Genomic DNA, 25,627 nt, shown 5'->3' with positions numbered 1-25,627 from the left:
GTCAGCTCCCGAGGTAGGTGGAGTACGAGAACGGCGACAGCAGCAGCGGGACGTGGTGGTGCCGGCTGGTCGTCGCCGGGCGGAAGACGACGGCGACCTCGGGGTAGAAGGCGTCCGGCCCGAGGTGGGCGGCGGTGTCGAAGACGATCCGGTGGTCGGTACCGGCGGTCAGGGCGGCGTCGTCCGGGGCGCGCCAGCGGCCGTCGTCGTCGGTGGTGCCGGACGCCAGCGGGGCCCAGCCGCCGCCGTCGCGCACCGACAGTGCCACCGGGACGCCGGCAGCGGGCGCGCCGTGCGCGGCGTCCAGGACGTGGGTGGAGAAGCTGCTCATCCGGCCAGCATCCCCTGCACGCGCAGCGCGGTGATCTCGGCGAGCTGGCCGGCGGCCTCGGAGCGCTCGGTCTCCGGGTCGTTGCCCATCCGGCGCTCCAGCTCGGCGAGGATCTCCGGTGCGTCCCGGCCCGCGGCGCGGATCAGGAACACGTGTCCGAAGCGGTCCTCGTAGGCCGCGTTGCCCGCGGCGAGCCGGGTCGCGACGTCGGTGTCCCCGGCGTCCACACCGGACTGTTCGCGGCGGGAGTGCGCGGCACCGTCGGCGTGCGCGGCGCCGGGGCGCTCGCCGATGCGCGGGTGGCCGGCCAGCACGGCGTCGATCTCGGCCGGGGCCAGCGCGAGGATCCCGTCCCGCGCCGCGCCGACGGCGTCGCCGACCGAGGCGTAGGGGCGCCCGGCCAGCAGTCCCTCGGCCCAGGACGACGAGGTGGCGCAGGCCCGCAGCGGTGCGCGCAGCTCCTCGGGAGCGGCGGTGTTGAACCGGTCGAGGGAGAGCGGATCGGCCATCGCAGCACGGTAGCGGCGCGGCGCCGCCGCCGACGCGTGTTCCCCGACACCCGCCCCTGCACCCGCCCCGGGCTCCGGTGGGGTGGGGGAGACGGTCAGCCGGCGGCGGCCGTTGCGGGGGTCGCCGTGGTGGCGAGGACCTCCCCCAGGATCCTCGCGAGCTCGTCCGGCGCGGTCACCATCGCCTCGTGCCCGGTGGCGATCTCGTGCACCGGCCAGCCGGCCGCGCGGGCGCGCTCGGCGTGCGGCCGGAACACCCGCATCCAGTCCGTGCACTCGACGAAGGTCGCTGGGACGCCGGTGTGCGCACCGGTCACCGCGAGCGGCTCGGTGAAGGCCCGCCACGGGTGCGGGGTCAGCCGGGCCGTGAGCCACGCCAGGTCGGCGGGGTCGGTCACCCCGAGCTTCTCCAGCGGACGGACGGGGATGAGCCAGCCGTGCCCGGGCCCCTGCACCGACTCGCGGTAGTGCACCGCGACCTCGGGGGGCAGCAGGTCGATCGCCGCCTCGCCGTCGTCGCCGACGAAGGCGTCGAGGTACACCCGGTGGGCGATCCGGCCGGGCCGGGCGTCGGCGACCGCGGTGACGACCTGGCCGGTGTAGCTGTGCCCGACCAGCACGACGTCGTCGAGGTCCTCGGCGTCGAGCTGGGCGACCACGTCCTGGACGTGCGTGCCCAGCCCGACGCCGGGGTGCAGCAGGTGCGCCCGGTCGCTGACCCCGGTCAGGGTCGGGGTCAGGACGTGGTGCCCGGCGGCCCGCAGCCGCGGGGCGACCCGGCCCCAGGCCCACCCGCCGTGCCAGGCTCCGGCCAGCAGGACGACGGTGCCCATGAGGTCACTGCTCCTGCGGGTGGGTCGCGAGGGGTTCCACCGTGATCTCCATCCAGGGGAACATCGGCAACGACGCGAGTGCCGCGTGCAGCTCGGTGGCGTCGGCCGCCTCGTAGAGCTGCACCGTCGCGTTGCGACCCGGGACCCGCCACAGCCGCTTCAGCATTCCCGCCGCCCGCAGCTCGTCCGCGCGGGCGCGTTCACCCTTGCGCAACCGGTCGCGTTCGGACGGATCGGTGTCGGCGGGGAGCAGGTTCACGGTCCGCACCAGGAACTCCATGCCGCTCACCAGAGCTTCGCCGACGCCACCGCGGCGCCCTCGACCAGCGAGCGCAGCTTCTCCCACGCCAGTTCCTCGACGACGCCGCCCCAGCCGGCGAAGGTGCCGAACCCGCAGTCCGTCCCGGCCATCACCCGGTCCCGCCCGACGATGTCGGTGTAGCGCAGGATCCGCTCGGCGACCAGGTTCGGGTGCTCGACGAAGTTCGTCGTGGTGTCGATGACGCCGGGGCAGAGCACCGTGTCGTCCGGGATCCGCTGCGCGGCCCAGCCCGCCCAGTCGTTGCCGTGCCGCGGGTTCGCCGCCTCGCACAGGATGGTCGCGGGCTTGGCCCGCAGCACCAGCCCGGCGACCTTCTCCACCGCGATGTCGAAGGTGTGCGGTCCCTCGTAGTTGCCCCAGCACAGGTGCATCCGGATGCGCTCGCGGGGCACGTCGCGCAGCGCGTGGTCGAGCACCTCGACCAGTACCTCGGCCCGGGCGAGGAACTGCTCGTCGGTGAGGTGCTTGTACTTGTTGTGCCGGCCCATCCCCAGGTCCGGCGCGTCGATCTGCAGGTCGAACCCGGCGGCGACGATCGCGTCGTACTCGGTCTTGAGCGCCGCGGCGATCGCGTCGAGGTAGGTGTCCTCGTCGGGGTAGAACTCGTTCGGCTGGAACAGCGCGACGATGCCGGGGGAGGGGGCGTTCATGAACGCCGACGACGCGCCGGCCGCGTCCATCGCGGCGTGCAGGGTGCTCAGGTCGGTCTCGAGCGGCTTGCGGTCGGTGTAGGAGATCGGGGCCCGGCAGATCGGCCGCAGGTAGGACACGGTGGCCCCGGAGCGGTGCAGCCGCTCCTTGTACTCCGGGTAGGCGTCGAGGTCGGCCGGGGTGGCGCGCGGCGCGTCCCCGATCTCGAAGCCGCTCATCCGGTGCCGGAGATAGGTCGCGTACCCGATCTTGCTCATCTCGCCGTCGCTGACGACGTCGATGCCGACCTCGACCTGGGTCCGGACGGCCGCGTGCACCGAGCGTTCGACCACCCGGGCCAGCTCGACCTCGTCGACCTTCTGCCCCCGGTCGTGTGCGTTGATCATCTCGAGCAGGTCGGCCGGGCGCGGCAGGCTCCCGACGTGCGTGGTGCGGATTCGATCGGTCACGAGGCGGCTCCGGCTCGTCGTCGGGATCTTGAGGTCACCAGCGGTCGATCAAGGTCACCAGTGGTCGGTGAGGGTGGCGTCGAGCTGCTGCAGGGCGGTGACGACGCTGAGGAGGTGGTCGCGCATGGTCTTCTCGGCGAGGTCGGGATCGCCCGAGCAGACCGTCCGGATCACGTCCAGGTGCTCGGCCAGGCCGGTCGACGGCCGTCCGGGCAGCAACGCCACGCTGTAGTGGAAGCGCACGCTCTGGGTGCGCAGCCGGTCGAGCAGCACCCCGGCGGTGTGGTGCGCGGCGATCTCCCGCACGGCACCGTGCACATCCTGGTTGATCCGGGAGTAGGTCGGGATGTCCCCGGCCCCGACGGCGTGCTCCAGGCTCTCGCCGAGCGCGCGCAGCCGGGCGCGGTCCCCCTCGGTCGCCCGGGCCGCGGCCTTGGCGGCGCACAGGCCCTCCAGGACCGCACGGGCCTCGGTGACCTCGACGGCCTCGTCCAGCGAGATCGGCCGCACCCGCGCGCCGCGGTTGCGCTCGCGCTCGACGACCCCCTCGTTCTCGAGCTGGGCCAGTGCCGTGCGCACCGCCGCCCGTGAGGCCCGGTACATGGCCCCGAGGTCGTTCTCCGGCAGGCGCTGACCGGGGGCGTAGCGCCCCTGCATGATCCCCTCGCGGATGGCGGTCGCCACCTCCGCGACCGCCCGCGCGGACCCCGCGTCGGACACCGACCCGGTCGTCGTCCCCCTGTCGGCGGCCATGGCCGTCCTCCCGTCGTGCTCGGCCCGGATGGGCTCCGGGGCAGGAGCTTAGCTGTCACCAAGATTGTTAACAATATCGTTGTCAAAGCTCACTCCCGTGGCTACCGTCGGTCCCCGACAACGACGTCGGGAGGACCTGTGGTAGCGACGGCACGGCTGGTGGTGGTGAGTGCGCACGCGGCCGACTTCGTGTGGCGGTCGGGTGGTGCGATCGCGCGGTGCGCCGCGGACGGCGGTGAGGTCACCGTGCTGTGCCTGACCTTCGGGGAGCGGGGCGAGTCGGCCGCGCTGTGGAAGTCCGAGGGCGCCACGCTGGAGTCGGTCAAGGCCGCCCGCGAGGACGGGTCCCGCACCGCCGCCGAGACGCTCGGCGCGCGGATCGAGTTCTTCGACGCCGGCGACTACCCGCTGCGCGAGACCCCCGAGCTGCTCGACGCCCTGGTGGCCCGGTTCCGCGCGCTGCGTCCGACCCTGCTGCTGACGCACTCGGCGCGCGACCCCTACAACCTCGACCACGCGCTCACCCACGAGATGGTGCTGCGCGCCCGGATGGTCGCCCAGGCCGACGGGCTCCCGGACCGCTCCACCCCGCCGCTGGGCGCCACGCAGGTGATGGCCTTCGAACCGCACCAGCCCGAGCAGTGCGGCTTCGTCCCGGACAACCTGCTCGACATCACGCCGGTGATGGACCGCAAGCGGATCGCGATGAAGGCGATGGACGGCGCGCAGGGCCACCTCGTCGACTACTACGCCGAGCTGGCCGTCCGCCGCGGCGTCCAGGCCCGCCGCAACGGGGCCCCGTCGTCGGTCACCCACGCCGAGGCGTTCCAGCAGGTCTTCCCGACCGTCGCCGACCGGCTCTGGTGAGTGCCTGACCCCGCCGGCCGGCCCCCGACCGGCCCGCCGCTCCCCACCCCCCGACCGACCTGCGTCCCACCACCCGTCGACGAGAGAGGCGACCATGCTGAACCAGGAGAACAACGAGCTGCTCACCCGGGTGGGCCCGGGAACCCCGATGGGCGAGTTGCTGCGCCGCTACTGGACGCCGGCCCTGCTGGTCAGCGAGGCCCCGACGCCGGACGGCGACCCGGTGCGGGTCCGTCTGCTCGGCGAGGACCTCGTCGCCTTCCGGGACACCTCGGGACGGCTCGGGCTCGTCGGCGAGAACTGCCCGCACCGCGGGGCGTCGCTCTACTTCGGACGGAACGAGGAGTGCGGGCTGCGCTGCCCTTACCACGGCTGGAAGTTCGACGCCGACGGCGCGTGCGTGGACATGCCGAGCGAGCCGCCGAGCAGCGTGTTCAAGGACAAGGTCCGGCTGAAGGCCTACCCGACCCACGAGTCGGGCGGGATCGTGTGGACCTACATGGGTCCCGACGAGCACCGCCCGCCGTTCCGCGACCTCGGCACCGAGACCCTCGCACCCGAGCACGTGGCCGCGACCAAGCTGCACACCACCTGCAACTGGGTGCAGGCGATGGAGGGCAACCTCGACACCTCGCACATCTCCTGGCTGCACCAGTGGGACGGGATCGACCAGATCCCCGACGACGGCAGCGACAAGCCCGGTTACCCGACCAACGCGATGTCGTGGAAGTTCTGGCGGCACGACCGCGCGCCCCGGCTCGAGATCGAGGACACCTGGTACGGCTTCAAGTACGTCGGCGTCCGGGAGACCCCGGCCGGCAACACCCACGTCCGGATGAGCGCGTTCGCCTACCCGTACAACACGGTGATCGCGACCGTCCCGTTCGGCACCCAGCACGGCCTGTTCGTCCCGGCCGACGACCACAACACCTGGCGCTACAGCGTCACCACCCGCGACCACGGCTCGATCGCCGAGGTCGGCGGGGAGAACCTGTTCGCGCTCTCGCCGTTCGAGTTCGGACCGTCCGAGGTGGGCCGCAACGGGATCATCCCGCGCCGCTACACCGCGGAGAACGACTACGGGATCAACCGCGAGGAGCAGCGCCACCTGACCTTCTCCGGCGTCCGGGAGTTCATCAGCCAGGACTTCATGGTCACCGAGTCGATGGGACCGATCTACGACCGCAGCCAGGAACGGCTCGGCACCTCGGACAAGGCGATCATCCGGATGCGCCGGCTGCTGATGGCGGCGGCGAAGAAGGTGGCGGCGGGTGAACCCGCGCCGGCCGTCGACGGGGATCTCGACTACCGGTCGATCCGGTCCGCCGAGAAGATCCTCGAGCCGGGCGAGGACTGGCGCGAGCTGGGCACCGACCGCGACCCGATGGTGCAGCTCTACGAGCCGGGCCCGGACCGCACCCCGGTCGCCGGCTCCTGAGCGCCCCGTCGGGGAGAGGAGCCGTCATGACCTACGTGATCACCGGCGACTGCGTGGACATCATGGACCGCAGCTGCGTCGCGGTGTGCCCGGTGGACTGCATCTACACCGGCGACCGGAAGCTGTACATCAACCCGGCCGAGTGCATCGAGTGCGGCGCCTGCGAGACGGAGTGCCCGGTCGAGTCGATCGCGCTCGAGGCCGACGTCGAGCCCGGCGACCAGGTGCACATCACCGACAACGCGGCGTTCTTCTACGAGATCCTCCCGGGACGGGACGCCCCGCTCGGGGATCCCGGTGGGGCGGACCGGCTGGGTCCGGTGCCGGCCGACACGCCCCTGGTGGCGGCGCTGCCCGGCCGGGAGCCCTGAGCCGCCGTGGCCGACACGACCGCGGTCCCCGCCCCGCCCGTGGCCGCGCCGGGCCCACCGGAGCGCCGGCGCGGGCGGCGCCGGTTCCCGCTGCGGCGGGTCGGTGCCCGCCTCACGCACCTGCTGCTCGTCCTGCTCGCGGTGACCTTCCTGTCCTTCGTGGTCGTGGACCTGCTCCCCGGCGACGCCGCCGTCGTCGTCGCCGGGGACAACGCCACCCCGGAGCAGGTGCAGCAGGTGCGCGAGGACCTGCAGCTGGACCGCCCGCTGGTGGTGCGCTACGTCGACTGGCTGGGCGGGGTCGTCACCGGGGACCTCGGGGAGTCGTTCCGGACCGGGCAGCCGGTCGCCGACGCGCTCGCCGAACGGGTGCCGGTGTCGTTCCAGATCACCCTGGTCGCCCAGGTGCTCGCGCTGATCGTGGCGGTGCCACTGGCGATCTACTCCGCCTACCGGCCCGGCCGCCCGGTCGACCGGGTCTCGATGACGCTCGGCTTCGGCGCCGCGGCGATGCCCCAGTTCGTGCTCGGCATGGTGCTGATCGTGCTCTTCGCGGGCGGGATCTGGAGCGTCCTGCCGGCGACCGGGTTCACCCCGTTCTTCGAGAGCCCGCTGGACAACCTGCGGTCGATCATCCTGCCCTGCCTGACGCTGATGGTGGCCGAGGCCGCCGTCTACCGGCAGCTGCTGCGCTCGGACATGATCTCGACGCTGCAGGAGGACTTCATCCTCATGGCCCGGGCGAAGGGCCTGCCGGTCCGCCGGATCCTGCTCCGGCACGCCCTGCGGCCCTCGTCGTTCTCGCTGATCACGCTGTCCGGGCTGAACATCGGGCGGCTGCTCGGGGGCACCGTGATCGTCGAGACGCTGTTCGCGATCCCGGGGCTGGGACAACTGATCGTGCAGGCCGTGTTCAACCGCGACTACATGCTGCTCCAGGGAGCACTGCTGTTCGTCGCCGTCGCCTACGTGGTGATCAACATGCTGATCGACCTCCTCTACCTGTTCCTCGACCCACGGGTGCGCCGTCATGGCTGACCCGATCGCACCCGCTCCGACGACGACGGCCACGGCCACCCCGGCACGGGCCCGTGCCGACCGCACCCCGTGGGGCTGGTGGGTGGCCTGGGCCTGGCTGGGCACCGTCGTGCTGGCCGCGGTGTTCGCACCGGTGCTCCCGCTGTGGGACCCGGACGTCCCGGACTACACCAACGTGGCCAGCGGGATCACCCCGCAGCACTGGCTGGGCGGCGACACGCTCGGGCGGGACACCTTCTCCCGGGTCGTGCACGGGGCGCGGGCCTCGCTTCTCGTCGGGCTCTGCGCGGTGCTGCTCGGCGCCGTGGTCGGCGGCACCCTGGGCATGCTGGCCGGCTACTTCGGCGGGCGCACCGAGCGGGTGCTCGCCCTGGTGACCGACGTGGTGCTGGCGTTCCCCGGGCTCGTGCTGATCATCGCCCTGGTCGCCATCCTGGGCGCCAGCCTGACCAACCTGATCCTCGGCCTGGCGATCCTCTCGGTCCCGACCTTCATCCGGCTGAGCCGCGCCGCCACCCTGGTGGTCGCGCAGCGGGAGTTCGTGCTGGCGGCCCGGGCCTACGGCTGCCGTCCGATGCGGATCATCCTCCGGGAGATCGCGCCGAACGTCGTGCTCCCGGTCGCCGCCTACGGCTTCATCATGGTCGGCCTGTTCATCGTCGTGGAGGGCTCGCTCAGCTTCCTCGGCCTGGGTATCCCGCCGCCCACCCCGAGCTGGGGCGGGATGATCGCGGCCGGCCGCGTCGAGCTGCTGACCTACCCGCACATCTCGCTGTTCCCCGCCGCCGTCATGTTCCTGACGGTGCTGTCGATCAACTACGTCGGCGAGCGGACCCGCAAGCGGTTCGAGGTCAAGGAGAGCAACCTGTGAGCGCCGCCGGGAAAGAGACGCTGCTGTCGGCCGCCGACGTCGGGGTCCGGTTCCACACCCCGCGCGGGGTAGTGCGCGCCGTCGAGGACGTGTCGCTCGACGTGCGGGAGGGCGAGGTCGTCGCCGTCGTCGGGGAGAGCGGCTCGGGCAAGACCGTGCTCACCCGGCGGCTGATGGGCCTGGTCGCGGCGGGCCGCACCACCGACGTCTCCGGCACCGTGGACTACGCCGGCTCCCGGATCTCCGACCTGTCCGGGCCCGCGCTGTCCCGGTTCTGGGGCGCGGAGATCGCGCTGATCCTGCAGGACCCGATGACCTCGCTGAACCCGGTCAAACGGATCGACGCCCAGATCACCGAGACGATCCGCCAGCACGAGGACGTGACCCGGGCGCAGGCCCGGGAGCGGGCGGTCGAGCTGCTGCGCCAGGTGGGGCTGGCCGAACCGGAACGGCGCCTGCGGCAGTACCCGCACGAGCTGTCCGGGGGGATGCGGCAGCGGGTGACGATCGCGATCGCGCTGTCCTGCAACCCGCGCCTGCTGCTGGCCGACGAGCCGACCACCGCGCTCGACGTCACCGTCCAGGCCCAGATCCTGGACCTGCTGGCCGGCCTGCAGCGCCGGCGCCGGATGGCGATGCTGCTGGTGACCCACGACCTGCGGGTGGTCCGCAGCCGGGCCGACCGGATCGCGGTGATGTACGCGGGCCGGATCGTGGAGACCGCGCCGACCGCCGACCTGTTCGCCGCGCCGCGGATGCCCTACACCGAGGCCCTGATGCACGCCCTGCCCCCGTCGGCCGGGCCCAACCACGTCCGGCTGCAGACGATCCCGGGCCGGCCGCCGGATCTACTGAACCCCCCGGCGGGCTGCCGGTTCAGCCCGCGTTGCCCGTACGCCCAGGACCGCTGTCTGACCGAGGACCCCCCGCTGCGCGACGCCGGTTCCCCCGCGCACCGGTACCGCTGCTGGTTCCCGGTGGGGTCGCCGGCCTGGTCGGAGGCCCGGGACCGCAATGCCCGCCGTGGCACGAGTGCCGCCGGTACCCCCGTGAGCGAGGAGATGGTGCTGTCATGAACACCCGACGACGGACAACGCTGTCCGTGCTGGCCGTCGCGCTCTCCGGCGTGCTGCTCGCCGCCTGCGGCGCGGCGCCGGCCCTGAACGAGGGCGAGGGCGGGGCCGGGGGCGTCCAGGCGGTCAACCCGAACGGCGTCGACCCGGCCACCGAGGGCGAGCCCCGCGCGGGCGGAACGCTCGTGCTGGGGACCGACCGCGAGGCCGTCGGATTCGACCCGACGGCGCAGAACACCAACCAGGCCGCGTTCGCCGTCCTCGACTCGTTGATGAAGCTGACCCCCGACGGGGGGGCCGAGCCGCACATGGCCGAGTCGATGGACAGCGCCGACGACGGGAAGACCTGGCGGATGGGCCTGCGCGAGGGTGTCCGGTTCTCCGACGGCACCCCGGTCGACGCCGACGCCGTCGTGTTCAACGTCCAGCGGCACCTGGACAAGCCGGCGTCGCCTGGGTTCCAGCACGCGTCGCTGATCGAGACCATGCGCGCGGTCGACCCGACGACGGTCGAGTTCGTCCTGCGCGAGCCGTCCGGCTCGTTCCCGGTGGTGTTCGGGCTGAACTTCACGGCCGGCAACCTGGGCGCGCTGCTGTCCCCGGCCGCCGTGCAGGAGCGGGGCGACGACATCGCCGCGAACCCGGTGGGCGCCGGTCCGTTCGTGCTCTCCGACTGGGTCCGGGACTCCCGGATGGTGCTCACGGCCAATCCGGACTACTGGCAGGAGGGCCGGCCCTACCTGGACGGCCTGGAGTTCCGGCCGCTGCCGGACACCGAGACCCGCTACGCGTCGATCGAGAACGGCGACGTGAACGTGGTCTACGGCGGCTACCACACCGAGCTGATCCGGGCGCTCTCCAACCCGGAGCTGAACGTCTACTACGGACCCGGGCACGGCGCCGAGTTCATCTACTTCAACCACGAGCGGGCCCCGTTCGACGACCCGCGGATGCGCGAGGCGTTCGTGCGCGGCATCGACCTCGACGCGCTGGCGGCGACCCAGTTCCGCAACCAGATGGAGCGGGCGACCGGCTGGTTCGGCGACCAGTCGGAGTACCAGACCCCCGAGGCGGCCGAGGCGTGGCCGGCGTTCGACCAGGAACGCGCCCGCGAGCTCGTCCAGGAGTACGTGGACTCGGGCGGCAGCGCGACCGTCTCCTACAAGACGACCAACGCTCCCAACCGGGTCGCGTTCGCCGAGTTCATGCAGGCCCAGATGGCGGCCATCGGGATCACCCTGGAGCCGGAGTTCTTCGACCTCGCCCAGTACTCCTCGAGCGTCGTGCAGAGCCGGGACTTCGAGGCCGCGGGCTGGGTCGGCGGTCCGACCGACAGCCCCTACCCGCAGACGATCAACTACCTGGGTACCGGGGGCAACGCGAACTACGGCGGCTACAGCAACCCCGAGGTCGACGAGTTGCTCACCCGGGCCGCGGCGACCACCGACGAGGCGGAGCGGACCGAGTCCTACCGGCGCGTGCAGCTGCTGACCAACCAGGACATCCCCGTCGGCTACTACAGCCGCGGGTACCTCTCGACGATCACCCAGCCCGACGTCCGGGGGATCCAGCGCTACCTCTCGCGGGACATGTTCTTCGACGCGATCTGGCTCGACCGGTGACCGCGACCGAGCCGGACACCCGCGCGGTCGCGGAGCCGGCACAGGAGGAGGTCGTGCTGCAGATCGACGATCTCGTCGTCGAGTTCCCGGTCGGCGGCGGGCGGACCGTGCACGCGGTCTCCGGGGTCAGCCTCGACGTCCGGCGCGGCGAGACCCTCGGCCTGGTCGGCGAGTCCGGCTGCGGGAAGTCGACGACCGGCCGCGCGATCATGCAGCTGCCCCGGCCGACGTCGGGATCGGTCCGCTTCCACGGGCACGACCTCGCGACGCTCTCGGCCGCCGGCCTGCGGGAGGTCCGCCCGAAGCTGCAGATGATCTTCCAGGACCCGATCTCGTCGCTGAACCCGCGCCGCCGGATCACCGACATCGTCGGCGACCCGCTCGCGGTGTGGGGGCGCGGCGACGAGCGCGAGCGGCTCGTGCCCGAGGTGCTCGAGGCGGTCGGGCTCGACCCGGACCAGGTCGGCGACCGTCGTCCGCACCAGTTCTCCGGCGGGCAGTGCCAGCGGGTGTCCATCGCCCGGGCGCTGGTGCTGGAACCCGAGGTGCTGATCTGCGACGAGCCGGTCTCCGCACTCGACGTCTCGGTCCAGGCCCAGATCCTCAACCTGCTGGAGGACATGAAGGCCCGGTACGGGCTCACCCTGGTCTTCATCGCGCACGACCTCGGGGTGGTGCGCAACATCAGCGACCGGGTCGCGGTGATGTACCTGGGGCGGATCTGCGAGATCGGCGAGGCGACCACCGTCTTCGACCGGCCCGCGCATCCCTACACCCGGCTGCTGGCGTCGTCGATCCCGTCCCTGGACACGGCGGCGCAGGTCGACCCGACCGAGGCCGACCGGGCCGGCGGCGAGATCCCGTCCCCGCTGGACCCGCCGAGCGGGTGCCGGTTCCGGACCCGCTGCCCGCTGGCGACCGAGCGCTGCGCGGCCGAGGAGCCGCAGCTGCGCGAGGTGCGGCCGGGCACCCGCGTCGCCTGCCACCACCCGCTGGTCGACCCGGACACCGGAGCCGCGTCCGCCGTCGCGTCGTCCGCCGAGAAAGGACTCTGAATGCCGATCGACACCGGAGCCGTGGGCCGGACCGGGGAGCCCCGCACCCGCACCTGGACCTCGACCGACGCCGTGCTCTACGCGATCGGGGTGGGGGCCGGCCTCGGCGACCCGGCGGCCGAGCTCGCCTTCACCACCGAGAACAGCGCCGGAGCGCCGCAGCAGGTCCTGCCGACGTTCGCGGTGCTCCTCTCGCAGGCCCCGGCCCCCTCGTTCGGCGAGATCGACCCGTCGGCGATCGTGCACGCCGAGCAGTCCGTCACCCTGCACCGGCCGGTGCCGGTGTCCGGCACGGTGACCGCCACCGCGCGGGTCGATGCGATCCACGACAAGGGCAGCGGGGCGCTCGTGGTGATGGTCTCCGAGGCGGTGCTGGAGGACGGGTCGCCGCTGGCGACCAACCGCAGTGCCGTGTTCGTCCGCGGCGAGGGCGGGTTCGGCGGCGAGCGCGGGCCGCGGGAGGAGTGGCCGGCCCCGGACCGGGAGCCGGACGTCGTCGCCACCCACCGGACACGGCCCGAGCAGGCCCTGCTCTACCGGCTCAGCGGCGACCGCAACCCGCTGCACTCCGACCCGGAGTTCGCCCGCCGCGCCGGCTTCGACACGCCGATCCTGCACGGCCTCTGCACCTACGGCGTGGCAGGCAGGGCGCTGCTGCGCCTGGTCGACGACGACCCGTCCCGGCTCACGGCGATGTCCGGCCGGTTCAGCGCGACGGTGCTGCCCGGGCAGTCGCTGACCACCGAGGCGTGGCGGGACGGGAACCAGGTCCTGTTCCGCACCCGGCTCGACGACGGCACCGTGGTCCTCGACCGCGGCCGGGCGACGGTCGCCGCATGATCGATTTCTCGCTCTCGGACGAGGAGCGCGCCGTCCGCGACACCGTCCGCGCCTTCGTGACGCGCGAGGTCGTGCCGCTCGAGGACGAGGTGCTCCGCAACGAGCGCGCCGGCCGTCCGCCGCTGCCCGACGGCGTCCTGACCGCGTTGCAGGAGAAGGCCCGCGCCGCCGGGTACTGGGGCGTCACGACCCCGCCCGAGTACGGCGGCATGGGGCTCGCACCGGTGATGCACGCCGTGCTGGAGATGGAGCTGGCCCGCACCTTCGTGCCGTTCCGCTTCGGTGGGAGCGCGGACAACATCCTCTTCGCGGCCTCGGCGGCGCAGCGGGAGGCCTACCTGCTCCCGACGATCGCGGGGGAGCGCCGGTCCTGCTTCGCGCTGACCGAACCGGGCGCGGGCTCCGACGCCCGCAACATCCGCACCCGGGCCCGCCGCGACGGTGCCGACTGGCTGCTCGACGGCGAGAAGACGTTCATCACCGGCGGTGACGCGGCGGACTTCGCCATCCTGTTCGCCCGCGCCGACGAGGGGGTGACGGCCTTCCTGGTCGACCGGGACCGCGGCTGGACCTCCACCCCGATCCCGACGATGGGCGAGTGGTCGTGCGCGTCGGTGGTGTTCGACGGCGTGCGGGTGCCCGCCGATGCGGTGCTCGGTGAGGTCGGTGGCGGGCTGGAGCTCGCGCTGTCCTGGATCGGGCAGGGCCGCTACGTGATCCCGGCCCGCGCGGTCGGCGCCGGAGAGCGACTGCTCGGCATGGCGTGCGCGCACGCGTCGACCCGGGAGTCGATGGGCCACCCGATCGCCGAGTACCAGGCGATCCAGTGGCAGATCGCGGACAGCCAGGTCGAGCTGGAGGCCACGAAGTGGCTGACCCTGCACGCGGCCTGGCAGGCCCAGACCGGCCGCGACGCCCGGCACGCCACCGCCATCGCGAAGCTGCACGGCGCGGAGACCGCGAACCGGGTGGTCGACCGGGTGCTGCAGATCCACGGCGGGATGGGCTACACCCGCGAGCTGCCGATCGAGCGCTGGTACCGGGAGCTGCGGGTGCTGCGCATCTACGAGGGCACCGACGAGATCCAGCGCCGCACCATCGCGCGCAACCTGCTGCGGGGCCACGTGGCCCTGGGCGTCATCGGCGACTGAAGGGGGAACGGACGTGCTGTCAGGCAAGGTGATCGTGGTGACCGGAGCCGGTCGCGGGCTGGGGAGGGCCTACGCCCGCGCCGTGGCCGATTCGGGTGCGGCGGTCGTGGTCAACGACGTCGACGCCGACGCGGCCGGCCCGGTCGTCGACGAGATCGTCGCGGCGGGCGGCCGGGCGGTCGCCGTCGTCGCGCCGGTCGGTCCGACGGAGACCGCCGACCGGCTGGTCGCGACCGCGGTGGCGGAGTTCGGCCGGCTCGACGCGCTGGTCACCAACGCCGGTGTGCTGCGCGACCGGACCGTGGCGAAGATGTCCGACGACGACTTCGACACCGTGGTCGAGACCCACCTGCGGGGCACGTTCACCTGCGCCCGGGCCGCGATCACCCGCTTCCGGGAACAGGGCGACGGCGGCCGGCTGGTACTGGTCGGCTCGCCGGCCGGGCAGCGGGCCAGCTTCGGGCAGACCAACTACTCGGCCGCCAAGGCAGGCATCGTCGGGATGACCCGCACGCTGGCCGCCGAGACGGCCCGGATCGGGGTCACCGTCAACGCGCTGGTGCCGGTGGCGCTGACCCGGATGGTCGCCTCCATCCCCGCGCTGACCGACGCCGTCGCCGCCGTCGAGCGCGGCGAACCGGTGCCCGCGCACCTGCGGGAGAGCGGGCTGGGCACCGCCGAGGACGTCGCCCCGCTGCTGGTCTACCTGCTCTCCGACGCGGCCGCCGACGTCACCGGGCAGGCGCTCGGGGTCGGCGGCGACCGGATCACCGTCTGGAGCCACCCCGCCGTCGCCGCGGAGATGTCGCGGGAGGGCGGGTGGACGCCCGAGGGGGTCGCCGAGGCGTTCGGCCCGCAGCTCGCGCCACACCTGCAGCCCTACGCACCGGACGCCCCGGCGGGTGCCCGGTGAGCGCCGCGGAGATCGTCGCGGCCGGCAACGCCGCGCTGGCGGCGGCGGACCTGGTGGCCATCGACGTGCACACCCACGTGCACTTCTCCACCCGCTACGCGCAGTCCGCGGAGGGCACCGCCCGGATGGCGCAGATGCAGGAGCACTTCCGCTCCGACGTCGTCGGCGCCGACCTGCCGGGCCTGGCCGCGTACTACCGGGAACGCCGGATGGCCGCGGTGTGCTTCACGATCGACTCGCTCGGCGAGCCGTCCGAGCACGCCCCGACCAACGAGGAGATCGGCGAGCTGGCCGCCGAGCACCGGGACGCGATCATCCCGTTCGGCAGCGTGCACCCGCTGCGCGGCAAGGGCGGCGCCGCGATCGCCCGCCGGCTGATCGAGACCTACGGGATGCGCGGGTTCAAGTTCCACCCGAGCGTCCAGGAGTTCTACCCGAACGACCGGACCGCCTACCCGATCTACGAGGTGCTGGCCGAGTACGGGCTGCCCGCGTTGTTCCACACCGGACAGAACGGCGTCGGCGCGGGGACACCCGGTGGTGGCGGGATCCGGCTGAAGTACTCCGACCCGCTCTACCTCGACGACGTCGCCGCGGACTTCCCGGAGATGCCGATCGTGATGGCGCACCCGTCGTTCCCGTGGCAGGACGTCGCGCTCGCGATCGCCACCCACAAGGCCCAGGTCCACATCGACCTGTCCGGCTGGTCGCCGAAGTACTGGCCCGCCCAGCTCGTCCAGTACGCGAACACGCTGCTCAAGCACAAGGTGCTGTTCGGGACCGACTACCCGCTGTTCTCCCCGGAACGCTGGTGCGCGGACCTGGAGAAGACCGACATCCGGGACACCGTGAAGCCGGGCATCATGCTCGGCAACGCCGCGCGCCTGTTCGGGATCGAGCCGGTGTGACCGGCGCGGAACGGATCGAGGACTTCGCGACCTGGTTCGAGCGGATCACCGCGCTGGCCCCGCGGCGTCCGGCGATCCTCTGCGGCGACCGCACGGTCACCTGGGCGCAGCTCGACGAGTCCGCCGACCGGCTGGCCGGGTACCTCGACCGGGCGGGGGTGCGGCCGGGGCAGCGGTTCGGGCTGGCGGCCCGGAACTCGCCCGACTACGTCGCCGCGCTGATGGCCGTGCTCAAGCTCGGCGCCACCCCGATCAACGTCAACTACCGGTACCGGCCCGCGGAGATGGCCCACGTCCTGACCGGATCCGGCGCCCGGGGCGCGGTCGCCGACCCCGACGTCGTGCCGGCGGTGACCGAGGCCGGTGCCGGCGTCGTCGTCACCGTCGACCCGGCCGGCGGGTTCGGCCCGGAGGTCGCCGCCGCGCGGCGGCTCCCGCGGCGGCAGCGCGCCGACGCCGAGTGGGTGCTCTACACCGGCGGCACGACCGGCTACCCGAAGGCCGTCCTCGGCCGCCAGTCGGAACGGCTGGAGGCGGCGTGGTCCGGCGGCTTCGGCACCCTCGGCATCGACGTCGACGCGATCGGCCCGGACGCGGCGCTGCGCGCGGCGCTGGCCCGGGACCCGTTCGGCCCGGACGGCCTGGTGCACCTGCCGGCGTCGCCGCTCATGCACGGGACCGGCATCTACTCGGCGCTGGGCGCGCTGTGCGTCGGCACGCCGCTGGCCCTGCTGCCGGACCGGCGGACCGAGGGGGAGGACCTGCTCGCCGCGCTCGCCCGGCACGGCGTCACCGACCTCACCATCGTCGGTGACGCCTTCGCCCTGCGGCTGCTCGACGCCCTGGACTCCGCCGCCGCCGAGGGCCGGGACCCCGGGATCGGGCGGCTGCGGCGGATCCGCAGCATCGGCGCGGTGTGGACCCCGCCGGTCAAGCGCCGGCTGCTCGCGCACGCCGACGTGACCCTGATGGACACCATCGCCGCCTCCGAGGGCGGGGTGTACGCGCACGCGCGCGTCACCCGCGAGACCCCGGACGACGAGGTGGGCACCTTCACCCTGGCCCCCGGCGCACGGCTCCTCGACCCCGCCGGCCGGGACGTGCCCCCCGGCTCGGACGAGATCGGGCTGCTCGCCGCCCCGGTGGTCCCGGGCGCTGGCTACGAGGGCGACCCGGACCGCACCGCGGACGCGTTCCGGGACCTCGACGGGGTGCGCTGGTCGGTGCCGGGCGACATGGCGCGGCTCGGCGCCGACGGGCGGCTGCGGCTGCTCGGCCGGGGCAACCAGGTCATCAACACCGGCGGGGAGAAGGTGTTCGCCGACGAGGTGGAGCTGGCCCTGCGCACCCACCCCGGGGTCCGCGACGCCGTCGTGGTCGGCGTGCCCGACGAGCGCTGGGGGACGACGGTCGGGGCGGTCGTCTCGCTCGTCGCGGGCGCCCGGGCCGGCGCGGACGAGCTCGCCGCGCACGTCGGCACCCAGCTGGCCGGGTACAAGAAGCCGCGCCGGATCGCGATCGTGGACGAGGTCCCCCGGCTGGTCACCGGCAAGGCCGACCTGCGGTGGGCCCGCTCGCACCTGGCCGGACGGGAGTCGCCGGTGCGATGAGGATCGGCACGCCACGCGGTGGCTGGTGGGTGGTCGGCGGCGGCGCCACGCTGCTCACCGTCCAGAACGGTCTGATCATGGCGGCGTTCGGCGCCTACCTGGTCGAGGTCACCGCCGACACCGGCTGGGCGGTCGGCGTCGTGGCGCTGGGCTACGCGATCGTTCAGCTGGGCAACGGGTTCGTCGCGCCGCTGACGGGCTGGTGCTGCGACCGGGTCGGGACCCGCGCCGTCGCGGCGTGCGGATCGGTGCTGGCCGCGTCCGGGTTCGTGCTGGCCGCGCTGGCCGGCGGCGAGGGGCAGTTCCTCGGTGCGGTCGTCGTGATCGCGCTCGGGTGCTCGGCCTGCGGGATCATGCCGCTCACCGTGGCGGTGGTGCAGGCCCTGCCGGAACGCCGGACGCTGGCGCTGGGCCTGCTGCCCAGCGGCGTCGCGCTGGGCGGGCTGGCTGTCCCGCTGGTCGTGCTGGCCCTGGAGTCGCTGGGCTGGCGGACGACGTTCCTGCTGGTCGCCGCCGTGCTGGCCGGGGTCGGTCTCGTCGCCGGCTCGGTGCTGCCGTCGCGACCACCGGCCCGTGGGGAGCGGCCACGGGCGTGCGTCGCCGACGAGCCGGCGATCGCGCCCGCACCGGCGCCCGCCGGACCGGACGACGGCGGGCTCAGCCTGCGGTCCGCGCTGCGGACCCGGGCGTTCTGGCTGCTCGTGGCGGGGCACGGGTCCGCGCTGGTGGTGGTGAGCGCGGTCAACCTGCACCTGGTCCCGCTGCTCATCCACCACCACGACCTGTCGCTCACGCTGGCCGGGATGGCGGTGGCCGCGATGTCGGTGGCCCAGCTCGCCGGGCAGGTGCTGATCGGCCTGGTCGGGGACCGGCTGGACACCCGGTTCGTCGCCGCCGGCGCGATGTCCGTGCAGGTGGTCGTCCTGGTGGCACTGGCGACCGTGTCGGCGCCGGCGGCCCTGTTCGGGGCCGCCGTCGTGCACGGGCTCGCCTGGGGGCTGCGCGGGCCGGTGATGACGACCCTGCGCGCCGACTACTTCGGACTCGCCTCGTTCGGCGCCATCATGGGCTGGTCGATGGGGTTCGTGTCGCTGGGGCTCGTGACCGGTCCGCTGCTGGTGACGGCGGTCGAGGCGGGGCCGGGCGGCTACCCGGCGGCGATGCTCGCGCTGGCCGCGGTCACCGCCGCCGGGACGCTGGCCTTCGTACTGCTGCCCCGGCCCGGCCGGGCACCGGACCCGGCCCGGGCCGCGGCGGAGCCCGCGGGACGAGGTCGACGACCGTGAACGTGTCGAGGGGAAGGATCGTGATGACCGACGACGACATCACCGGCCGGGACGGTGTGCTGGACCGGCCGCGCACCTACGTGTTCGACGGCGCCACCAGCCGGCGCGGGTACCCGCTGAACACGATGCTCATGACGCTGCGGTCACCGGCCGCGCGCGAGGAGTTCACCGCGGACGAGGGCGGCTACTGCGACCGGTTCGGGCTGGAGCCCGGGCAGCGCCGCGCCGTCCTGGACCGCGACTGGACGGCGATGCTCGAGCTCGGCGGGAGCATCTTCTACGTCTACAAGCTGGCGATGATGGACGGGGTGTCGATGCAGGGTCTCGGCGGAGTCTTCACCGGTCTCGGCGAGGCCGAGTTCACCGCGCAGCTGCGGTCCGGGGGGCGTTCCGATGGCTGAGGTGATCTGGGGCCTGGCGACCTCGCACGTGCCGTCGATCGGGGCGGCGATGGACCGTGACCTGACCGGGACACCGGCGTGGAAACCGCTGTTCGACGGCTACGGCCCGGCCCGGGCCTGGCTGGCCGACCGGACACCGGACGTCGCGATCGTGATCTACAACGACCACGCGAACGGCCTCGACCCCGCCGCGGTCCCCACGTTCGGTCTGGGCACCGCCGACCGCTACGAGGTGGCCGACGAGGGCTGGGGACCGCGCCCGGTCCCGGATGTGATCGGCGCCCCGGAGCTCTCGCTGCACCTGCTGCAGGCACTCGTCGACGACGGCTTCGACCTGACCGTGTTCGCGCACCTCGACGTGGACCACGGGCTGACCGTGCCGCTGTCGGTCTGGACGCCCGACCCGGGGGAGGCGTGGCCGTGCCCGGTGGTGCCGATCCTGGTCAACGTCATCCACTACCCGCAGCCGACGGCCGCCCGGTGCTGGGCGCTGGGACAGGCGATCGGGCGGGCGGTGCGGTCCTTCGACGGGGCCCGGACGGTGGGGATCCTGGGCACCGGCGGGATGTCGCACCAGCTCGCCGGGAGCCGCGCGGGCTTCATCAACTCCGAGTTCGACCACATGTTCCTGGACGCGATCGACCGGGACCCGGCCGCGCTCGCCGCGCTCGGGCGCGACGACTTCATCCGCCGGGCCGGGTCCGAGGGCATCGAGCTGATCATGTGGCTGATCATGCGCGGTGCGATGAACGAGCGGGTGCGCACCGTGCACACGGCCTATCACGTCCCGGCGTCGAACACGGCGGCCGGCATGGCACTGCTGGACAACACCCCGGCGGGCTGACCGGCCTGCCGTGCCGACAGTCCTGCTGTGCCGACCGGCCGCTGTGCCGGTCGGCCGCTGTGCCGGTCGGCCGCTGTGCTGACAGGCCGCTGTGCTGACAGGCCGCTGTGCTGACAGGCCGCTGTGCCGACCGGCCGCTGTGCCGGCCCGCCGTGTCGGCCGGATGTGTCAGGCGGCCGGTCTCTGCGACGCGACCCGGTGCCGTGCGCCCGTCGCCTCGGCGAGCCGCCGACCGGCAGTGACGGCGTCGTGCGCGACCGCGGTGGCCAGCACCCCACCGGCGGCGAGCGGGGACAGGCTCCAGCCCTCACCCGCGGCCGGCTCCGGCGCCGGGTGCTCGTCGACGACGATCTCGGTGCCCAGCACCCGGTGCCCGGCCAGGTGCGCGGGCGAGCCGTCGAGCAGTGGGTCGCCCAGCTCCTGGGTCTGCACCAGCACCGGGTGCCCGTCCCGGGTGACCCGGACGGTCCCGCGGTAGCGCCCGCAGCGCTCGCCGAGCCGCCCGGCGACCAGCACGTCGCGGGCCCGCAGCGACGCCGTCGGCGCCAGCTCGGCCTCCAGCACGGTGTGGTGGTCGGCCCGGGCGGTGACGACGGTCGGCTCGGGCCGGTAGTCGAGCGAGCCGCCCTCGGCGACCCGGCAGCGCAGCACCGTGCGCGACCCCCGCGACCCGGAACCGGGCAGTGCGACCGCCGCCGCGACGCCGGTGAGCACCAGCGCGGCACCGGGGCCGACGGTGACGACGAGCTCGACGTCGTCGCCGACCAGTGGGGTCGAGGCCGAGCCGACCAGGTGCACGACGGCCTCCGGACTCGCCGCGCCGGCGGCGCCGCGCCGCGGGACCAGCGCGAGCGGGGCCTGCGCGCGCAGCGTGCTGACCACGGTGCGGCCGCCGCGCCGCTCGACGGTCAGGGCCGCGCGGGCGCGCACGCCGGTCCTTCCCGGTGCCGGTGAGCCCGCACTCAGACCGCCGCGCGGACGGCCGCGACCTGCTCCAGCACCCACGCGCCGACCTCGCCGGCGCCCGGGTCCTCGACCAGCGACTGCGCGATCACCGGGAGCTCGCCGCGGATCGTCGCGGCGTCGCCGGTCATGACGCCGAGGTCGGCACCGACCAGCGGCGCGAGGTCGGTCTTGTTGATCACCAGGAGGTCGGCGGTGGTGACGCCGGGCCCGCCCTTGCGGGGCACCTTGTCCCCACCGGCGACGTCGACGACGAAGATCTGCCGGTCCACCAGGCCGCGGGAGAAGACCGCGGTGAGGTTGTCCCCGCCGGACTCGACGAGCACCAGCTCGAGGCCGCCCTCGTCGGCGGAGGCGAACCGCTCCTCCAGGAGCTCGATCGCGTCCAGGTTGGCGGTGATGTCGTCGCGGATCGCGGTGTGCGGGCAGCACCCGGTCTGCACCGCCTCGACCCGCTGCGGGTCGAGCACCCCGGCCCGGCGCAGGAAGTCGGCGTCCTCGGTGGTGTAGATGTCGTTGGTGACCACGGCCAGCCGGACGCGGCCGGCCAGGCTGCGCGCCAGCGCGGCGACCAGCGCGGTCTTGCCGGAGCCGACCGGGCCGCCGATCCCGATCCGCACCGCGCGGCCGGTGTGCGGCGTGGGGGAGTGGTGGTCGTGGTCGGCGACGGTCGGGTCGAAGCTGATCACGTGGCCGTGACCGTGGCCCTGTCCGGTGGCTGTCGGTTCAGGAGGCAAAGAGACGCACCCTCTCGCGGTGGTGGCGGACGTGGGATTCGGCCATCAGGTCGAGGACCGGCGCACCGGGCGCCGGGAGGTCGGCGACCGGACCGGCCGCCAGCGCGGCGGCCTCAGCGGTGAGCTCGTCCAGGTCGGGGCCGAGCGCGACCAGAACGGCGTTGACGGCGAACGGGTCCAGTCCCAGCAGCCGGACGGCCGCCGAGGCGGGCCCGCTGACGGCCAGGTACCCGACGCAGCGTGCGGCCGCCGCCGGGTCCTCGCCGGCGTGGCCGATCACCGCGCCGGCCAGCAGCGGGTGGTGCGGGTGCCGGTGCGCGGAGGTGAGCGCGTCCAGGACCGGCGACGGCCACGCGGCCCGCACCGCCCGCAGCGCCGCCCGCCCCTGGGCCCGCGACGCCGCCCGCTGCGCCGCCGACGGCGTCCGCGCGTCGAACTCGGCGTCCATCGCCCCCCACCCGCCCCCCGGCACGTCACGAGCGGACCCTTCGTCGAAACCCTCGCCACGAGGGGGCCGCTCGTGGGAGAGGGCGGCGGCGTCGGCGGGGGCGGCGGCGTCGGCGGGGGCGGCGGCGTCGGCGGGGGCGGCGGCGTCGGCGGCGGGGCCGCGACCGACCTCCCCGGGAACCTCACGAGCGGACCCTTCGTCGAAACCCTCGCCACGAGGGGTCCGTTCGTGGGAGGCGGCGGGGCGCGCGCGGTGCGCGGCGGCGGCGGCGAAGCAGGCGGCGATCCGGCCGGCGGTGCGCAGGCGGCCGCGGAGAAAGCTCCCGAGGGACTCCACATCGGACACAGCCCCGCGGGAGACGGCCTCCTCCAGGCCGCCGGAGTGCACGTGCCCGCCGCCCGGGAAGCGGGCGTCGGCGAGCACCAGGGACGCGAGACCGGCCACTAGAACAGGAAGTAGCGCTGCGCCATCGGCAGCTCGCTGACCGGGGCCGGCTCGACCACGTCGCCGTCGATCCGCACCTCGAACGAGTCGGGGTCGACCTTCACCTCGGGCGTCGCGTCGTTGTGCACCATCGCCTGCTTGCGCACCGAACGGGTGTCGCCGACCGGCACGCACGGCGTCGCCAGGCCCAGCCGCTCGGGTACGCCCTCGGCCAGCGCGGACGGTGCCATGAAGGTCAGCGAGCCCAGCGCGGCCGGGGTGTGCGCGTAGCCGAACATCGGGCGGCCGTAGACCGGGCCGGGGGTCGGGATCGAGGCGTTCGCGTCGCCCATCTGCGCCCACACCGCGAACCCGCCCTTGAGCACCACCGCGGGCCGCACCCCGAAGAACTTCGGCTCCCACAGCACCAGGTCGGCCAGCTTGCCGAGCTCCACCGACCCGATCTCGGCCGCGGTGCCGTGCGCCAGCGCCGGGTTGATCGTGTACTTCGCGACGTAGCGCTGCGCGCGGACGTTGTCGGCCCGGTCGGAGTCACCGGGCAGCGGCCCGCGGGCGGCCTTCATGACGTGCGCGGTCTGCCAGGTCCGGACGATCACCTCGCCGATCCGGCCCATCGCCTGCGAGTCCGAGCTCATCATCGAGATCGCGCCGACGTCGTGCAGCACGTCCTCGGCGGCGATCGTCGTCGGCCGGATCCGGGACTCGGCGAAGGCCAGGTCCTCGGTCACCGACGGGTTGAGGTGGTGGCACACCATCAGCATGTCGAGGTGCTCGTCGAGGGTGTTGACGGTGTGCGGCCGGGTCGGGTTGGTCGACGAGGGCAGCACGTTGTCCGTGCCGACCACCTCGATGATGTCCGGGGCATGCCCGCCGCCCGCACCCTCGGTGTGGAAGGCGTTGATCGAGCGGCCGGCGATGGCCTCCAGTGTGGACTGCAGGAAGCCGGCCTCGTTGAGCGTGTCGGAGTGCAGCGCGGCCTGGACACCGGTCTCCTCGCAGACCCGCAGGCAGGCGTCGATCGCGGCCGGCGTGGTGCCCCAGTCCTCGTGCAGCTTGAACCCGCCCGCGCCGGCCCGGAGCTGCTCGTGCAGCGCGTCGGTGGAGACGGTGTTGCCCTTGCCGAGCAGCATCAGGTTCACCGGCTGGTGGTCCATCGCAGCCAGCATGCGGGCGATGTTCCACGGGCCGGGGGTGACGGTGGTGGCCTTGGAGCCGTCGACCGGCCCGGTGCCGCCGCCGAACAGCGTCGTGACCCCGGACGCGAGCGCGGTCTCGACCAGCTGCGGGCAGATGAAGTGCACGTGCGCGTCGATCGCGCCGGCGGTGAGGATCTTCCCGTTGCCGGACAACACCTCGGTGCCCGGGCCGATCACCAGGGCGGGGTCGACGCCGTCCATGGTGTCCGGGTTGCCGGCCTTGCCGATGCCGACGATCCGGCCGTCCTTGACACCGACGTCGGCCTTCACCACGCCCCAGTGGTCCAGGATCACCGCGCCGGTGATCACCAGGTCCGGGCAGTGCGCCGCGGTCACCGCGGCCTGCCCCATCGACTCGCGGATGACCTTCCCGCCGCCGAACATCACCTCGTCGCCGGCCGCGGCCCCGCGCGAGCGGTCCTCGGTGACCTCGATCAGCAGGTTGGTGTCGGCGAGCCGGATCCGGTCGCCGACGGTCGGGCCGTAGAGGTCGGCGTAGCGGGCCCGGTCGATGCTCGTCACTGCGCGTACCCCCGCTCGTCGAGGTTCCCGGCCTGCTCGGGCCGCAGGCCAGGGACCCGCCGCGCACCGGTGATCGGCACGAGCGTCACCTCCCGCTCGACACCCGGCTCGAACCGCATCGACGTCCCGGCGGGGACGTCGAGCCGGTGGCCCCAGGCGGCGTCCCGGTCGAACTCCAGGCCCGGGTTCGCGGCGGCGAAGTGGTAGTGCGAACCGACCTGCACCGGCCGGTCCGCGGCGTTGACGACGGTCAGCACGACCCGCTCCCCGCCCGGGTTCTGCTCGACGGGGGAGTCCCCGACGAGGATCTCGCCCGGGATCACGCGATCGGCCCGTGCACGGTGACGAGCTTCGTGCCGTCCGGGAAGGTGGCCTCCACCTGCACCGAGTCCAGCATCTCGGGCACGCCGTCCAGGACGTCGTCGCGGCCCAGGACCTCCCGGCCGCTGGACATGAGCTCGCTGACGGTGCGCCCGTCGCGGGCGCCCTCCAGGACGTGTTCGGTGATCAGCGCGACCGCCTCCGGGTAGTTCATCTTCAGGCCCCGGTCGCGACGGCGGCGGGCGACGTCGGCCGCGACGTGGACGAGCAGTTTGTCCCGCTCCTGGGGGCTGAGGTGCATGGGCGCATTCTCTCCGAAGTCGTGTTTCCGGCTCGTGTCCGCGACGTTTCGACCGGTGACGCGCGGTGATCAACTCGGATCGGGAGCCTGTCGGATCACACGATGTCGCGCCACCGGGGAGTGCGGGCGGTACCGTGGCGGCCGTGACGGACCGGACTCCTGCCCTGGTGCGGGGCGCGGCGGCGATGGTGCTCGCCACGCTGCTGGTGCTCGTCCCCGTCCTGTTCACCCCCGACGGCGACGCCGGTCTCCTCGGCGCCGTCGTCGCGCTCGCCCTGCTGGCCTGTGCCGGCCGGGGTGCCGGTGCGCAGGTCCGCGCGATCGTCACCACCGCCACGACCGTCCGGGAACGGCACCGCGCCGGCCGGACCCTCGGCGTCCCCCGGCACAGCGATCCCGACGCCCCCGGCCGTCCCCGCCCCCGGGCCCCCGGCGCGCTCCGGCCGGAGCCGGCGACCGCCTGACCCCTCTCCTGCCCCACTCATGACGCGGTAGTTCGGCCATGCCGAACTGAAGCGTCATGAGTGGGGCGGGCGGAGCCCGTCCTTCGCCGCGCTCC

29 protein-coding genes are annotated in these 25,627 nt (G+C 73.8%); 17 read left to right on the top strand and 12 right to left on the bottom strand.

The features are described 5' to 3' along the window. Position 1: 1 nt before the first annotated feature. The 6 genes from uraH to WIS52_RS03125 form a co-directional block, all read right to left on the bottom strand. On the bottom strand, positions 2-331 hold the full coding sequence (gene uraH, locus WIS52_RS03150) for a hydroxyisourate hydrolase (RefSeq protein ID WP_349296530.1): 330 nt from the start codon (positions 329-331) through the stop codon (positions 2-4). Further along, positions 328-840 (bottom strand): 2-oxo-4-hydroxy-4-carboxy-5-ureidoimidazoline decarboxylase, encoded by a 513-nt coding sequence (uraD, locus tag WIS52_RS03145; protein ID WP_349296529.1) that lies wholly within the window; start codon positions 838-840, stop codon positions 328-330. Before uraD ends, uraH begins: the two co-directional genes overlap by 4 nt. A gap of 95 nt (positions 841-935) precedes the next feature. Next, complete coding sequence (locus WIS52_RS03140; protein ID WP_349296528.1) at positions 936-1,673, bottom strand: alpha/beta fold hydrolase; 738 nt, start codon at positions 1,671-1,673, stop codon at positions 936-938. Positions 1,674-1,677: 4 nt separating this feature from the next. Further along, positions 1,678-1,953 carry a muconolactone Delta-isomerase family protein gene (locus WIS52_RS03135; RefSeq protein ID WP_349296790.1) on the bottom strand — a complete coding sequence of 92 codons (276 nt, stop codon included), beginning with the start codon at positions 1,951-1,953 and terminating at the stop codon, positions 1,678-1,680. A 5-nt stretch (positions 1,954-1,958) separates the two neighbouring features. Further along, positions 1,959-3,095 (bottom strand): cobalamin-independent methionine synthase II family protein, encoded by a 1,137-nt coding sequence (locus tag WIS52_RS03130; RefSeq protein WP_349296527.1) that lies wholly within the window; start codon positions 3,093-3,095, stop codon positions 1,959-1,961. Between the two features lie 54 nt (positions 3,096-3,149). After that, on the bottom strand, positions 3,150-3,848 hold the full coding sequence (locus WIS52_RS03125) for a GntR family transcriptional regulator (protein WP_349296526.1): 699 nt from the start codon (positions 3,846-3,848) through the stop codon (positions 3,150-3,152). 138 nt (positions 3,849-3,986) lie between these two features. Here WIS52_RS03125 and WIS52_RS03120 point away from each other — a divergent pair, with 138 nt between their 5' ends. From WIS52_RS03120 to WIS52_RS03045, 16 genes are all read left to right on the top strand, one after another. Next, positions 3,987-4,715, top strand: a complete 729-nt coding sequence (locus WIS52_RS03120; protein ID WP_349296525.1) for a PIG-L deacetylase family protein — start codon at positions 3,987-3,989, stop codon at positions 4,713-4,715. Positions 4,716-4,809: 94 nt separating this feature from the next. Further along, on the top strand, positions 4,810-6,153 hold the full coding sequence (locus WIS52_RS03115) for a Rieske 2Fe-2S domain-containing protein (RefSeq protein WP_349296524.1): 1,344 nt from the start codon (positions 4,810-4,812) through the stop codon (positions 6,151-6,153). A 26-nt stretch (positions 6,154-6,179) separates the two neighbouring features. Then, positions 6,180-6,524 (top strand): ferredoxin, encoded by a 345-nt coding sequence (gene fdxA / locus WIS52_RS03110; RefSeq protein ID WP_349296523.1) that lies wholly within the window; start codon positions 6,180-6,182, stop codon positions 6,522-6,524. A gap of 6 nt (positions 6,525-6,530) precedes the next feature. Next, positions 6,531-7,562, top strand: a complete 1,032-nt coding sequence (locus WIS52_RS03105; RefSeq protein ID WP_349296522.1) for an ABC transporter permease — start codon at positions 6,531-6,533, stop codon at positions 7,560-7,562. Next, positions 7,555-8,433 carry an ABC transporter permease gene (locus WIS52_RS03100; protein ID WP_349296521.1) on the top strand — a complete coding sequence of 293 codons (879 nt, stop codon included), beginning with the start codon at positions 7,555-7,557 and terminating at the stop codon, positions 8,431-8,433. The genes WIS52_RS03105 and WIS52_RS03100 overlap by 8 nt, the downstream gene beginning before the upstream one ends. After that, positions 8,430-9,509, top strand: a complete 1,080-nt coding sequence (locus WIS52_RS03095; protein WP_349296520.1) for an ABC transporter ATP-binding protein — start codon at positions 8,430-8,432, stop codon at positions 9,507-9,509. The genes WIS52_RS03100 and WIS52_RS03095 overlap by 4 nt, the downstream gene beginning before the upstream one ends. Continuing rightward, on the top strand, positions 9,506-11,128 hold the full coding sequence (locus WIS52_RS03090; protein WP_349296519.1) for an ABC transporter substrate-binding protein: 1,623 nt from the start codon (positions 9,506-9,508) through the stop codon (positions 11,126-11,128). Before WIS52_RS03095 ends, WIS52_RS03090 begins: the two co-directional genes overlap by 4 nt. Continuing rightward, positions 11,125-12,183, top strand: a complete 1,059-nt coding sequence (locus WIS52_RS03085) for an ABC transporter ATP-binding protein (RefSeq protein WP_349296518.1) — start codon at positions 11,125-11,127, stop codon at positions 12,181-12,183. Before WIS52_RS03090 ends, WIS52_RS03085 begins: the two co-directional genes overlap by 4 nt. Continuing rightward, entirely contained in the window at positions 12,184-13,023 is an 840-nt protein-coding gene (locus WIS52_RS03080) for a MaoC/PaaZ C-terminal domain-containing protein (RefSeq protein ID WP_349296517.1), read from the top strand. Further along, positions 13,023-14,174, top strand: coding sequence for an acyl-CoA dehydrogenase family protein (locus WIS52_RS03075; RefSeq protein ID WP_349296789.1), 1,152 nt, complete (start codon positions 13,023-13,025; stop codon positions 14,172-14,174). Before WIS52_RS03080 ends, WIS52_RS03075 begins: the two co-directional genes overlap by 1 nt. A 13-nt stretch (positions 14,175-14,187) precedes the next feature. Beyond that, positions 14,188-15,087 carry an SDR family NAD(P)-dependent oxidoreductase gene (locus tag WIS52_RS03070; RefSeq protein WP_349296516.1) on the top strand — a complete coding sequence of 300 codons (900 nt, stop codon included), beginning with the start codon at positions 14,188-14,190 and terminating at the stop codon, positions 15,085-15,087. Continuing rightward, positions 15,084-15,995 (top strand): amidohydrolase family protein, encoded by a 912-nt coding sequence (locus WIS52_RS03065; protein WP_349296515.1) that lies wholly within the window; start codon positions 15,084-15,086, stop codon positions 15,993-15,995. The genes WIS52_RS03070 and WIS52_RS03065 overlap by 4 nt, the downstream gene beginning before the upstream one ends. Further along, the gene (locus tag WIS52_RS03060; protein ID WP_349296514.1) at positions 15,992-17,605 is read left to right on the top strand and encodes an AMP-binding protein; all 1,614 of its coding nucleotides are present in this window, start codon (positions 15,992-15,994) and stop codon (positions 17,603-17,605) included. The genes WIS52_RS03065 and WIS52_RS03060 overlap by 4 nt, the downstream gene beginning before the upstream one ends. Then, the gene (locus WIS52_RS03055) at positions 17,602-18,891 is read left to right on the top strand and encodes an MFS transporter (RefSeq protein ID WP_349296513.1); all 1,290 of its coding nucleotides are present in this window, start codon (positions 17,602-17,604) and stop codon (positions 18,889-18,891) included. The genes WIS52_RS03060 and WIS52_RS03055 overlap by 4 nt, the downstream gene beginning before the upstream one ends. 23 nt (positions 18,892-18,914) lie before the next feature. Next, positions 18,915-19,292, top strand: a complete 378-nt coding sequence (locus WIS52_RS03050; RefSeq protein ID WP_349296512.1) for a protocatechuate 3,4-dioxygenase — start codon at positions 18,915-18,917, stop codon at positions 19,290-19,292. After that, entirely contained in the window at positions 19,285-20,136 is an 852-nt protein-coding gene (locus tag WIS52_RS03045) for a class III extradiol dioxygenase subunit beta (RefSeq protein ID WP_349296511.1), read from the top strand. Before WIS52_RS03050 ends, WIS52_RS03045 begins: the two co-directional genes overlap by 8 nt. A gap of 168 nt (positions 20,137-20,304) precedes the next feature. Here WIS52_RS03045 and WIS52_RS03040 read toward each other — a convergent pair whose 3' ends face one another. From WIS52_RS03040 to WIS52_RS03010, 6 genes are read right to left on the bottom strand one after another with little or no spacing between them, the layout of a single operon-like run. Continuing rightward, on the bottom strand, positions 20,305-21,066 hold the full coding sequence (locus tag WIS52_RS03040; protein WP_349296510.1) for an urease accessory protein UreD: 762 nt from the start codon (positions 21,064-21,066) through the stop codon (positions 20,305-20,307). Positions 21,067-21,098: 32 nt separating this feature from the next. Then, positions 21,099-21,836, bottom strand: coding sequence for an urease accessory protein UreG (gene ureG / locus WIS52_RS03035; protein ID WP_349296509.1), 738 nt, complete (start codon positions 21,834-21,836; stop codon positions 21,099-21,101). Further along, positions 21,826-22,728, bottom strand: coding sequence for an urease accessory protein UreF (locus tag WIS52_RS31645; protein ID WP_379610109.1), 903 nt, complete (start codon positions 22,726-22,728; stop codon positions 21,826-21,828). The genes ureG and WIS52_RS31645 overlap by 11 nt, the downstream gene beginning before the upstream one ends. Next, positions 22,728-24,446 carry an urease subunit alpha gene (locus WIS52_RS03020; RefSeq protein ID WP_349296508.1) on the bottom strand — a complete coding sequence of 573 codons (1,719 nt, stop codon included), beginning with the start codon at positions 24,444-24,446 and terminating at the stop codon, positions 22,728-22,730. The genes WIS52_RS31645 and WIS52_RS03020 overlap by 1 nt, the downstream gene beginning before the upstream one ends. Then, a complete protein-coding gene (locus WIS52_RS03015) occupies positions 24,443-24,769 on the bottom strand; it encodes an urease subunit beta (RefSeq protein ID WP_349296507.1) in 327 nt (108 codons plus the stop codon). The genes WIS52_RS03020 and WIS52_RS03015 overlap by 4 nt, the downstream gene beginning before the upstream one ends. Next, on the bottom strand, positions 24,766-25,068 hold the full coding sequence (locus WIS52_RS03010) for an urease subunit gamma (RefSeq protein ID WP_349296506.1): 303 nt from the start codon (positions 25,066-25,068) through the stop codon (positions 24,766-24,768). The genes WIS52_RS03015 and WIS52_RS03010 overlap by 4 nt, the downstream gene beginning before the upstream one ends. A gap of 143 nt (positions 25,069-25,211) precedes the next feature. On the opposite strand from WIS52_RS03010, the gene WIS52_RS03005 reads away from it, so the two are divergent. After that, the gene (locus tag WIS52_RS03005; protein WP_349296505.1) at positions 25,212-25,532 is read left to right on the top strand and encodes a DUF6412 domain-containing protein; all 321 of its coding nucleotides are present in this window, start codon (positions 25,212-25,214) and stop codon (positions 25,530-25,532) included. The last annotated feature ends 95 nt before the right edge of the window (positions 25,533-25,627 follow it).

Origin of the sequence: Pseudonocardia nematodicida (genome assembly GCF_040105385.1) — a bacterium.
Lineage (GTDB): Bacteria > Actinomycetota > Actinomycetes > Mycobacteriales > Pseudonocardiaceae > Pseudonocardia > Pseudonocardia nematodicida.
Note: the sequence above shows the minus strand (reverse complement) of the source record. Positions and strands in the feature narration are given on the sequence as shown.